Raw genomic sequence first — 12501 nt, 5'->3', positions numbered from 1 at the left:
TTTTTTAAACGGTGTCCATAAAAGTTTTCTCCACCTTATTGAATATAAGGGTTCCCGCCATCAAAAGTAAAAGAATAATACATGTGCTTACTGCAAGCATTAGAGGAGAAAAGTCTCCTGTTCCCAGCCATGCATGTTTAAAACACTCAAAAATTCCTGTTAATGGATTGTAAAAAGCCAGCTTTTTAAAAAATCCGGGTAAGGATGACGTAGGATAGATTACAGGAGTTGCATACATGTACAGGCTCACTCCAAATACCAAAAGCATGCTGAGGTCTTTGTATTTTGTGGTCAGGGAAGAGAATATCATTCCTGTGCCTAATGCAAAAAACGCCATAAGAATAATAAGGAATGGTGTTGCCAGCATCCATATATTGGGATGAATTGCTCCCTTAAATAAATAATATATCCAGACCATAAGGAATAACAGAAACTGTACCCCGAAACGCATAAGATTTGAAATAACAATAGATACAGGCGTTACAAGTCTTGGGAAATATACTTTTCCGAAAATGCCTGCGTTTCCTGCGAATGTGGAAGATGTACCCAGAAGACACGAAGAAAAATAATTCCAGAGGGTGACCCCCGAAAGATAAAATAACAAAGGCGGTGCGCCATCTGTAGGCAGCCGTGCTATTTTGCCAAAAACAATGAGAAAAGTAATTGTCGTAAAGATAGGGTTTATAAAAAACCAGATGGGACCTAAAATTGTCTGTTTAAAACCAGATATGAAATCTCTTTTTACAAACATGTAAACGAGATCTTTGTAATTCCATACCTCTTTTAATTTTAAATCGAGCAGAGAATGCCGGGCTTCAATTATTTCGGTCCACTTTTTTTGTGGTTCATTCATTTGTGTTATGTTTATTGCAAATTTATATTATTTTCTTATATGTAGTATATTTATTCTTAAAAATTTATTATTAGGTTAAAAAAATTAAAGGTTATCTCCAATATGGGAACATATATTGTGAAAACCAATTTAAAATACTGTTTTTGGTGTGGCTTATTCCGTTTATTTATTTACCAGCTGTTTTAAATACTCGCCGTAGCCGCTTTTTCCATATTTTACCGCTGTTTCCAACAGCTTTTCTTCATTGATGAATTTGTTTCTGAAGGCAATTTCTTCAATGCACCCGATTTTAAATCCCTGCCTTTTTTCAATTACCCGAACAAATTCCGAAGCATCATTCAGAGACTCAAAAGTTCCGGTATCAAGCCATGCAGTGCCTCTATCTAAAACGCCTACTTCAAGCTTTCCTTTATTAAGATAAACGTTATTTACATCGGTAATTTCAAGTTCACCTCTCGTGGAAGGCTGTATGTTTTTTGCAATTTCAACAACCTCATTGTCATAAAAATATAATCCAGGAACAGCATAATTGGATTTTGGTTTCAGCGGTTTTTCTTCGATGGAAACCGCTTTAAAATCATCATCAAATTCTACCACTCCATACCGTTCAGGATCTGAAACGTGGTATGCGAAAACAACCCCGCCTTCCGGGTTGGTTTTATTTTTAAGCAAAGTTCCCATCTCGGAGCCATAGAAAATATTATCACCCAAAACCAACGCCGCGGCGTCGTTTCCAATGAACTGATCGCCCAGAATGAAGGCCTGTGCCAGTCCGTCCGGGCTTGGCTGCACTACATATTGGATGTTACATCCTATTTGTGAACCGTCACCCAAAAGCTTGATAAAACCTTCCTGATCATGGGGTGTTGTAATAATCAGGATATCCTTTATCCCAGCTAATAATAAAGTAGACAGCGGGTAATAAATCATCGGCTTGTCATAAATAGGCATCAGTTGTTTACTGACTGCAATGGTAAGAGGATAAAGTCTGGTTCCTGAACCTCCTGCTAAAATAATACCTTTCATTGTATTGTGTTTAGTGATATTGTTTTTCGTAGTATTTCTGATAGTCTCCGCTTGTTACATTTTCCAGCCACTCTTTATTTTCCAGATACCAGTCGATGGTTTTGGCCAATCCTTCTTCAAAAGTTACCGACGGTTTCCACCCCAGATCTTTATTCAGTTTCGTAGCATCGATAGCATAGCGTTTATCATGGCCCGGTCTGTCTTTTACAAACGTGATCAGCTTTTCAGAATAACCTTCCGGTCTGTTCAGTTTTGCATCCATTTGTCGGATAAGTTCTTTTACCAGATCAATATTCTGCCATTCGTTGAATCCTCCGATATTGTAGGTTTCTCCCGTTTTGGCTTCATTGAAAATCTGGTGGATGGCTTTTGCGTGATCAATTACAAAAAGCCAGTCTCTGGTATATTTACCGTCACCGTAAATTGGCAAAGGTTTTTCATTGATAATATTTGAAATACAAAGTGGAATAAGCTTTTCAGGAAAATGGTTGGGACCATAATTATTTGAACAGTTTGATACGATAAAAGGCATTCCGTAGGTGTTTCCATAAGCTCTCACCAGATGGTCGGATGCTGCTTTTGAAGCTGAATAAGGAGACTGCGGATCGTACGGCGTTGTTTCTAAAAAGAATCCGGTTTCACCCAAACTTCCATACACTTCGTCGGTAGAAATATGATAAAAAAGATTTTTTCTTTGTTCATTCGGGAATCTTCCATGGGTGTGGTCGGGATTAAGTGTCCAGAATTCTTTACATAAATTTAAAAGATTCGCCGTACCGTTTACGTTGGTATTGATGAATGCCATCGGGTCCGTGATGCTTCTGTCTACATGGCTTTCTGCTGCCAGATGTACAACCGCATCAGGATTATATTTTTCAAAAACTGTTCTTAATTCTTCAGGATTGGTAATATCTGCTTTTTCGAAAACATAATTAGGCTCATTTTCAATATCCTTTAAGTTTTCAAGATTTCCTGCATAAGTAAGCGCATCCAGATTGATAATGTTAACCTCAGGATTATTTTTTACAAATTCTCTTACCACATGCGAACCGATGAATCCGGCACCGCCTGTAATGATTATATTTTTCATTTTTTTAATTTATAATGGTTTTGCGGCCAATGCTTTTATAATAGAATCCGTTTTGTTCGGGAATTTCCAAAGGATACATATTTCTTCCGTCAAAAACAGCTTTGTTTTTCATTTTTTTAGCCATGAGTTCAAAATTAGGATTTTTGAATTCGGGCCATTCTGTTGCGATGAATAAGGCATCTGCATTTTCCACTGCTTCATACATGGTTTTGGCAAAATGAATTTTATTCCCAAGAAGTTTTTTTACATTATTTTCTGCAACGGAATCATACGCAACAATTTTTGCGCCTTTTTGCAATAAAATGGAAATATTATCAAGTGAAGACGCCTCGCGGATGTCGTCGGTATTTGCTTTAAAAGCCAAGCCCCACATTGCAATTGTTTTTCCTTCAATGCTTCCGCCGAAATATTTTTCAATTTCTCCAACCAGGATTACTTTTTGTGCGGCATTCACTTTTTCAGTGGCCTCCAGAATCTGAAAGTCAAACTCTTCATTTTTTCCTGATTTTATCAGAGCCTTTACATCTTTTGGAAAACAGCTGCCACCATACCCGATCCCCGGAAACAGGAATCTGTGGCCTATTCTATCATCACTTCCCATTCCCAGACGAACTTTATCTACATCTGCTCCCACCTTTTCACAGTAGTTGGCAATTTCATTCATGAAGGTAATTTTTACGGCAAGAAATGAATTGGCTGCATATTTTGTGAGTTCGGATGATTTTTCATCCATAAATATAATAGGAATCCCGGTGTTGGTAAATGGCTGATAGATTTTTGCCATAATATCCTTTGCTTTTTCCGAACTGGAGCCTACAACCACTCTTGAAGGATTCATAGAATCTTCAACGGCAAAACCTTCTCTCAGGAACTCCGGATTGGAAACCACGTCAAAAGGAATTTGGGTTTTAGATTCAATAACCTCCCTTACTTTATCGGCAGTACCTACAGGAACGGTACTTTTATTTACAATAACTTTATAATCAGTCATCATGTCTCCGATATCGGAAGCAACCTTCAAAACGTAAGAAAGGTCTGCAGATCCGTCTTCTCCCGGCGGGGTTGGCAAAGCAAGGTAGATTACTTCGCTTTTGTCTAATGCTTTTTTTAAATTGGTTGTGAAAAATAATCTTTCGGATTGAATATTTCTTAAAAACATCTCCTCAAGATTCGGCTCATAAATGGGAACTATGCCGTTTTTCATCCCTTCAACTTTTTTTTCATCAATATCTACACAGTATACTGAATTTCCAAGTTCTGCTAAAGTCGTTCCTGTGACTAATCCTACATAACCTGTTCCTACAATAGTAATATTCAAAGTAAATGTATTTTTAAAATTAGTACAAAAGTAATAAAAATACCATCATGGTAATGTTTTAAATAATAATTAACTTATTGTATTGATAATAAGATATTTTGCATTTCTGAGAAATATTCGTATATTTGCATTGGATTTACGGAAAAAAATGGGAAGGCCTTCGGAAGAAAGCCTTTTTTCGTACGGGTAAATCATCATTTTAAATAACATATGGAGTTTAGAAAAAGAATTGAAGAATTATTAAATGATTTTCTGGAAACCAGAAAAGATTTATTTCTTATAGATCTGAAAATTTCTGCCGGAGATGATATTACAGTGATTTTGGATGGCGACAACGGAGTCTCTCTGCAGGATTGCCTTGATGCAAGCCGTGCAATAGAATTCAATATGGACCGTGAAGAACATGATTTCAGTCTTCAGGTAATGTCTGCCGGTCTGAGTGAGCCGCTTGCCACTCAGAGACAGTTTGCTAAAAATATCGGAAGAGAGATTGAAGTTTTAATGAATGACTCTTCAAAAATTGAAGGAGAGCTGGTAAAAGCAGACGAAGAAAAGATTACACTTATCCTGCGGTATCGCAAACCAAAAGATATTGGTAAAGGTAAAGTAGATGTAGAGGAGGAAAAGGAAATTCCATACTCAGACATTAAAAAAGCAATAGTAACAATTAAATTTTAAAAGAAAAAAGAATACATGGACAATATAGCGTTGATTGAATCCTTTGGTGATTTTAAAGACGAAAAGGGAATCAGTAAGATTGATCTTATGGCAATTATTGAAGATTCACTGAAAACTCTTTTAAGAAAGAGATACGATTCGGATGATCATTTTGATGTGATTGTGAATCCTGATAAAGGAGATTTTCAGATATTTTTAAATAAAACCATTGTAGAAGACGAGATGTCTGAAGACGATGATCTTGAAATAGAAATTTCCGAAGCTAAAAAGATCGATCCAACATTTGAAGTAGGAGAAGATTTTACCATGGAAATTCCTGTTGCACAGTTGGGAAGAAGAAATATTCTTACCCTGAAGCAGATTTTGGCTACGAAATTGCAGGAGCACAACAATGCTATGCTGTATGAGCAGTTCAAAGACAGAATCGGAGAGATTGTTGTAGGAGAAATTCACCATATTCGCCACAAGCACGTAATTCTGCTTGATGATGAAGGAAATGAATTTATACTTCCCAAAGAAAATCAGATTCCTTCCGATTTCTTTAAAAAAGGAGAAAATATCAGAGCTATTGTAGAAACAGTAGATTTCAAAGGGTCAAAACCACAGATTATTATTTCCAGAACTGCACCTAAATTTCTTGAGAAATTATTAGAACTGGAAATTCCTGAAATCCAGGACGGAACGATTATTTTGAAAAAAGTAGTGAGAATTCCTGGTGAGAAAGCAAAAATTGCAGTAGATGCTTACGACGACAGAATTGATCCGGTAGGAGCTTGTGTAGGGGTGAAGGGATCAAGAATTCACGGTGTGGTAAGAGAATTGAGAAATGAAAATATCGATGTGATCCAGTGGTCTAAAAACCCTGAAATTTTGGTAAAGAGAGCTTTAGGAAATGTTACCATCAATAAAATTGACATCAACGAGGAACAACAGTATGCGTTAGTATACACTCCGGTTGAAGAGATTTCCAAAGTAATCGGAAAACAAGGTCAGAATATCAGACTTGCTTCTTGGCTGACAGGTTATGAGATCGATGTACACAGAGAAGCCAGTGAAGATGATGATGTTGAACTGAAAGAATTCAATGACGATATTGATCAGTGGATTATTGATGAATTCAAGAAAGTGGGTCTTACCACTGCAAAATCGGTTTTGGATAAAGAAACTGAAAGTTTATTGAATATGGTAGATCTTGAGGAGGAAACCATTGAAGAAGTGAAACGTATTCTGAGAGAAGAATTTGAAGATTAAGATTTGTAAATAAATTTTAATAAACAGTAAAAAAGAAATACTTTAATTTTAAGAATTAAAAAACAGTAAATAATATAGATGCCAAAAATTAGATTAAATAAAGCGGTTAAGGAATTCAACATTTCCATGTCCAGATTAGTAGAATTTTTACAGTCAAAAGGCATTGAGGTTGAAAGCAATCCTAACGCTCAATTAGAAGAAGCGGCATATTCTGCATTGGAGGCTGAGTTTGCCAAGGACGGCGAACAGCGCAAGGCTTCCCATGAGGTGGTGATCACAAAAGTTCCGGAAGAAAAACTGGAAATTGAAGAAAAGAAAACCCCTGAAGTAATAAGAGCTAAAGCTAATAAACCGGAAACTAAAATTTTAGGGAAAATAGACTTAGAGGCTAAAAAACCTGAAGTGGAAGAAACTCCTGCTCCAAAGCCGGAACCTGTGGCTGAAGAGAAAAAAGAAGTTGCTCCTGAAGTTAAAGCAACACCTGAAAAGCAGGAATTCAAAGTTCTGGATAAAATAGATTTGTCTCAGATCGAGTCCCGAAACAGACCCGTGAAAAAAGACAAACCGAAAACAGAAGATAAAAAAGAAGAGGAAAAACCTGTAGCTAAACCTGCAGAACCTGTAAAAGAAGTTCCGCAACCTGTTGCTGAAAAGCCTGTAGAAAAACCAGTTCAGGAAAAACCTACAGAACCTGCAAAAGCAGAGGAGGAATCCCAGGAACCTCAAAAAATTGAAACCGTTTACCAAAAGCTTGACGGACCTAAAATCGTTGGGGAAAAAATCGACTTAACGCAGTTTGCTCCTAAACAAGGCGCAGGTGCTAAAAAGAAGAGAAAAAGAATTGAGAAGCCGGGACAAAACCCACAAGGTGGAAACAATAACCAACAAGGAGGTAATAACCAAGGTCAGGGAAACCGTCCGCAAGGACAAGGCCAGGGTCAAGGTGGAAACCGTAACCAGGGTCAGGGTGGACAAGGCGGTAACCGTTTTGGAAACAATAACCAGGGTGGCGGACAAGGAAACCGTCCTCAGGGACAAGGTGGCCAAGGTGGAAACCGTTTTGGAAACAATAATCAAGGTGGTCAAAACCGTCCTCAAGGACAAGGAGGCCAAGGAGGAAACAGAGGTGGATTCAACAGAGGCGGACAAGGCGGAAACAGACCTGGTCAAAGAACGATGCCTGTTGAATTAACTGATGAACAAGTAAAAAACCAAATCAAGGAAACCCTTGAAAAACTTACGAATAAAGGAGGTAAATCCAAATCTGCAAAACACAGAAAAGATAAAAGGAACTTCCGTAGAGAGCAGGACGAACGTCAGCAGGAAATTGATGCAGCAGACAGAACATTAAAGGTAACTGAATTCATCACGGTTGGTGAATTGGCAAGTTTAATGAACGTGTCTCCTACAGAAGTAATCTCTGCATGTTTCTCATTAGGAGTTATGGTTACGATGAACCAGAGACTGGAAGCTGATACCTTATTATTAGTAGCAGACGAATTCGGTTATAAAATTGAATTCTCAGATGCTGATCTTGGAGAATCTGATGCAGAAGAGGAAATCGACTCTGAAGAAGATCTTCTTCCAAGAGCTCCGATTGTAACCGTAATGGGTCACGTTGACCACGGTAAAACATCTTTACTTGACTATATCAGAAAAACCAACGTAATTGCCGGTGAATCCGGAGGAATTACACAGCACATCGGTGCTTATAATGTGAAACTGGAAAACGGACAAAGAATTACATTCTTAGATACACCGGGTCACGAAGCGTTTACGGCGATGAGAGCGAGAGGTGCACAGGTTACTGATATTGCAATTATCGTAATTGCTGCTGATGATGATGTAATGCCTCAGACAAAAGAAGCAATCTCCCATGCACAGGCTGCAGGGGTGCCAATGATTATTGCCATCAACAAAGTTGATAAGCCGAATGCAAATCCTGATAATATCCGTCAGCAGCTTTCGGGGATGAATATCCTGGTAGAAGAATGGGGGGGAAATGTTCAGGCACAGGAAATTTCAGCTAAATTTGGTAACAATGTGGATGTATTGCTTGAGAAAGTTTTATTACAGGCCGAATTACTTGAATTAAAAGCAAATCCTGATCGTTCTGCAAACGGAGTTGTTATTGAAGCTTCTCTTGATAAGGGTAGAGGTTATGTGGCAACGATGTTGGTGCAAACCGGAACTTTAAGAGTTGGAGATTATGTAGTTGCAGGTAAAAATCACGGTAAAGTAAAAGCTTTGCTTGATGAAAGGGGTAAAAATCTTTCTGAAGCAGGTCCTTCCATTCCGGCAACTATTTTAGGTCTGGATGGAGCACCTACAGCAGGTGATAAATTCCGGGTTTATGCTGATGAAAGTGAGGGTAAAGCAATTGCCAACAAGAGAGAACAGCTACAGAGAGAACTATCAATCAGAACTAAAAAACATACGACTCTTGAAGAATTGGGCAGACGTATTGCTCTAGGAGAATTCAAAGAATTGAATATTATCCTTAAAGGTGATGTGGACGGTTCGGTAGAAGCACTTTCTGACCAGTTACAGAGATTATCTACAGAAGAGATCAGTGTTAAAATTCTTCACTCAGGGGTTGGTCAGATCACAGAATCTGATATTAACTTAGCGGCAGCATCTGATGCGATTATTATCGGATTCAACGTAAGAGCCGGTGCTAATGCCAAAGATCTTGCAGACAGAGAAGAAATCGAGATCAGAACCTATTCTGTAATCTATAAAGCTATCGATGAGGTAAAAGAAGCGATGGAAGGAATGCTTTCTCCGGAAATTCAGGAGCAGGTAATCGGTAATGTGGAAATACGTGAAGTATTCAAAATTTCCAAAGTGGGAACTATTGCAGGATGTATGGTTCTTACAGGAAAAGTTACGAGACAGTCCAAAGTACGTTTACTGAGAGATGGTATTGTGAAATTCGATGGTGAGCTTGAAAGTTTAAAACGTTTCAAGGACGATGTGAAAGAAGTCACAAAAGGATACGAATGTGGATTAAATCTTAAAGGATATAATGACATAGAAACCGGTGATATTCTGGAGGTTTACGAAGAAGTAGCTGTTAAAAAGAAGCTAAAATAAAAATCACCTAATAGAGATAAAAAGCCCGCTTTTGAAAAAGAGCGGGCTTTTTTTATGTTAAATAAAATTTAGAATAGTTCTAAATAATTTTATTTCTCTTATCCTGGATGTGTTAAATTCCATTATAATAATGTTCATTTATTTTTAATCGGTAATCAATTATGTATTATTATCATTTGTGTTAATAAGTTGTTATCTTTGCGATATATGTAAAGATATTTAAAAAAAATATTAAATATTAAAATATTGCAGTTGTTAAAATTTATTAACATATTTGCAACCATAATATAAATATTGTTAATAATGAATGGTAAACTAAAAGTGCTAAGTGCAGGAGTATTGTTCTTCATAGGAGGGCAACTAACAATGGCACAATCAACCAAAAAGGTAACTGATACTGTTCCAAGGACTTCGGATATTGAAGAAGTAGTAGTATTAGGGTATAGTAAAACACAAACTAAACCACTAAACTCAACCGCTACGGTAACGATTTCTGGAGAAAGATTGGAAAACAGACCCAATGTTTCTTTTCTACAATCAATGCAGGGGGAGGTTGCTGGTCTTAGTGTAAGCTCTACTTCAGGATCTCCGGGTTCTGCAAAAATGGACCTTATTATTAGAGGGGTAAGTTCTATTACATCTCAATCTGATCCATTATATGTTATTGATGGTATGATTTCCAATGCAACTCAATTCCGTAACTTAAACCCTAATGATATTGAGAGTTCTTCTGTTCTTAAAGATGCTGCTGCAACATCAATCTATGGTAACAGAGGTGCGAATGGGGTAGTTATTATCAATACTAAAAGAGGAAGATACGGAAGCAGATTCGATATTTCATATAATACAACTATTGGAACAAGCTTCCTGCCGCAGACAAAATACGATATGGCAAGCTCTCAGGAGTTGCTAACGATTCAGAATCGTGCAGGAATCGGAATGGGTGCCGGTATGACGCCTCAAGAGATTGCTAATTACGGAATCAACACCAACTGGAGAAAACAGTTCTTCAGAACAGGTATTACTCAGAGTCATGACGTTCAGATCTCTGCAGGAGGACAAAACCTGAGCAACTATACATCTGTTGGATACATGCAGCAGGATGGTATTGTACCTACAACTGATTTCCAAAGATTTACATTAAGAAACAACTTAATGGGTAAATCAAAAGATAACAGATTTAATTACTCAGTAAATATCGGTTTAGGATATTCAAGAAGACATCAGTTGGAAGAAGAAACAAGAACAGATATTACTTCTAACGTAATCCAGAACCCGTTATTAGGTTCTATCGTAGGATTGCCGACGTTGGCGCCGGGTCTTTATGCTAATGGTCAGGATCTTTTGAATAACATTGGATCAGACTTCAGCAACGGTAACAACGTATACGTTTTACAGGATATCTTGAAAGGTACGCTTCCAAATAAGCTTACAGAAACCAGCATTATAACCAACGCTTCAGTATCTTATAAATTAACTGATGATTTAACAGTTAGTAACAGAACAGGGGTTGATTACAAGTATAACCAGAGAATTTTCGCAAGAGCTCCTTGGTCTTACCTGGCATTAGTTGTTGCAAACAGTAACGGTACTGAATTCGGTGGGGTTGAAGATAACATCAAATCAACAGACTTCACGATCAGTTCAATTACCAATTTGAATTATAAAAAAGCATTCGGAGATCATACGTTTGAAGTAGGTGCTTATTTAGATTACATGAAGGTTCACTATGAAGCAACTTCTTTACGTCAGAACGGATTAAACCCACTAAACTGGTCATTTGGAGCCGGTACAGGTTGGGTAGCATTTAACCCTGCGACACCAAATATTTACAATCCTTCTAACAGTGCTTCTAAAATCACTGCCGGAGCCTTGGCTTATTTTGGTACTTTTGATTATGACTATGCAAGCAAGTATGGTGTATCCGGAACAGTAAGAAGAGATGGTAGCTACCGTTTCGTAGGAGATAACAAATGGGCAACTTTCTGGTCAGTAGCAGGACGTTGGAATATTGATAAAGAAAACTTCATGCAAGGTTCTAATATCGATATGTTGAAGTTAAGAGCTTCTTACGGTACCAACGGTAATGCTAACGTAGTTGCTGCTACTTATGGATCAAACCCATTACTTGTTGGAACTAACCTTGTTAGAGATACAAATACAATTGGTTTAGGATATAACAACGTTAATGCCGTATACTACACAGGAACAATTGCAAACCCTGATATCCAGTGGGAAGAAATCAGCCAGTTCAACGTTGGTTTAGACTACATGTTCTTAAACAGAAGATTGGAAGGTAGTGTAGATTACTATAAGAAAATGACTGATAAGCTTTTCAACCCAATTAATATTTCTGCCATTACCAGTTTATATTCTATCAACGGTAATAACGGTAAACTTCAAAACGAAGGGGTTGAATTCAGTGTAAAATATCATTTATTAAGAAACTCAGATTTCAAATTGTCAGTATATGCTAACACTGCATATAACAAGAGTAAATTTACTGATTTGTTAAAAGATGACACTACAGGAAGTCTAAGAAACGTAGTAGGAGGACAACTTAGCGAGTGGTATATGGTTCCTTACGTAGGGGTAAACCAAAGTAATGGTAACTTATTGTTCTTAGATATCAACGGGAACGTTACTGAAACTCCTGATATCAACAGAGATGCAAGAGCAACCGGTAAAAACTACTTACCAAAATGGATCGGAGGTTTCGGTGTAAATTCATCTTATAAAGGATTTACTTTAGACGTACACTTCTCTTATCAGCAGGGAGCATACAAGTATGACAACCAGTTAGACTATGTATACGATGCAACTACTGTTGACGGATATAATGTATCCAGAGATCTATTGAATGCTTGGACAGCTACAAACACCAATACAAATGTACCTTCTTTATTTGCAACAAACTTTGCTTATAACGGAAACTCAGACAGATTCTTGAAGGATGCTTCATTTGTTAGATTGAAAAATGTTGTGTTAGGCTACAAAGTTCCTAGTGAAATGTTTACTAACAGCGGAATCAGAGGGGTTAGAGTATTCTTACAGGCTGAAAACTTGTTAACACTTACAAAATGGAAAGGATTTGATCCGGAACCAACTTTCGCAACTTCAACGTCAGTTTATCCTAACATGAAAACCGTTTCTTTAGGAGCTAATATTGACTTTTAATTAACAGTAATT

Annotated in this window: 8 protein-coding genes; 4 read left to right on the top strand and 4 right to left on the bottom strand. The window is 37.4% G+C overall.

From position 1 onward, the window contains the following. Positions 1 to 4: 4 nt before the first annotated feature. From ODE14_RS12795 to ODE14_RS12780, 4 genes are all read right to left on the bottom strand, one after another. Positions 5 to 853, bottom strand: a complete 849-nt coding sequence (locus ODE14_RS12795) for an ABC transporter permease (protein ID WP_263601704.1) — start codon at positions 851 to 853, stop codon at positions 5 to 7. A gap of 162 nt (positions 854 to 1015) precedes the next feature. Further along, positions 1016 to 1879: a glucose-1-phosphate thymidylyltransferase RfbA gene (rfbA, locus tag ODE14_RS12790; protein WP_248389979.1), complete on the bottom strand. Its 864-nt coding sequence runs from the start codon at positions 1877 to 1879 to the stop codon at positions 1016 to 1018. Between the two features lie 10 nt (positions 1880 to 1889). Continuing rightward, entirely contained in the window at positions 1890 to 2969 is a 1080-nt protein-coding gene (rfbB, locus tag ODE14_RS12785; RefSeq protein WP_263601703.1) for a dTDP-glucose 4,6-dehydratase, read from the bottom strand. A gap of 4 nt (positions 2970 to 2973) precedes the next feature. Then, positions 2974 to 4287, bottom strand: a complete 1314-nt coding sequence (locus tag ODE14_RS12780; protein ID WP_263601702.1) for a UDP-glucose dehydrogenase family protein — start codon at positions 4285 to 4287, stop codon at positions 2974 to 2976. Between the two features lie 210 nt (positions 4288 to 4497). Here ODE14_RS12780 and rimP point away from each other — a divergent pair, with 210 nt between their 5' ends. The 4 genes from rimP to ODE14_RS12760 all read left to right on the top strand — a co-directional run bounded on the left by rimP (position 4498) and on the right by ODE14_RS12760 (position 12489). Beyond that, positions 4498 to 4965 carry a ribosome assembly cofactor RimP gene (rimP, locus tag ODE14_RS12775; RefSeq protein WP_263601701.1) on the top strand — a complete coding sequence of 156 codons (468 nt, stop codon included), beginning with the start codon at positions 4498 to 4500 and terminating at the stop codon, positions 4963 to 4965. 15 nt (positions 4966 to 4980) lie between these two features. Next, complete coding sequence (nusA, locus tag ODE14_RS12770) at positions 4981 to 6216, top strand: transcription termination factor NusA (RefSeq protein WP_248389991.1); 1236 nt, start codon at positions 4981 to 4983, stop codon at positions 6214 to 6216. A 78-nt stretch (positions 6217 to 6294) separates the two neighbouring features. Then, positions 6295 to 9312 (top strand): translation initiation factor IF-2, encoded by a 3018-nt coding sequence (gene infB / locus ODE14_RS12765; RefSeq protein ID WP_263601700.1) that lies wholly within the window; start codon positions 6295 to 6297, stop codon positions 9310 to 9312. Positions 9313 to 9615: 303 nt separating this feature from the next. Next, a complete protein-coding gene (locus ODE14_RS12760) occupies positions 9616 to 12489 on the top strand; it encodes a SusC/RagA family TonB-linked outer membrane protein (protein ID WP_263601699.1) in 2874 nt (957 codons plus the stop codon). The last annotated feature ends 12 nt before the right edge of the window (positions 12490 to 12501 follow it).

The organism is Chryseobacterium sp. PET-29, assembly GCF_025736815.1.
In the GTDB taxonomy this organism is placed as follows: domain Bacteria; phylum Bacteroidota; class Bacteroidia; order Flavobacteriales; family Weeksellaceae; genus Chryseobacterium; species Chryseobacterium nepalense.
Note: the sequence above shows the minus strand (reverse complement) of the source record. Positions and strands in the feature narration are given on the sequence as shown.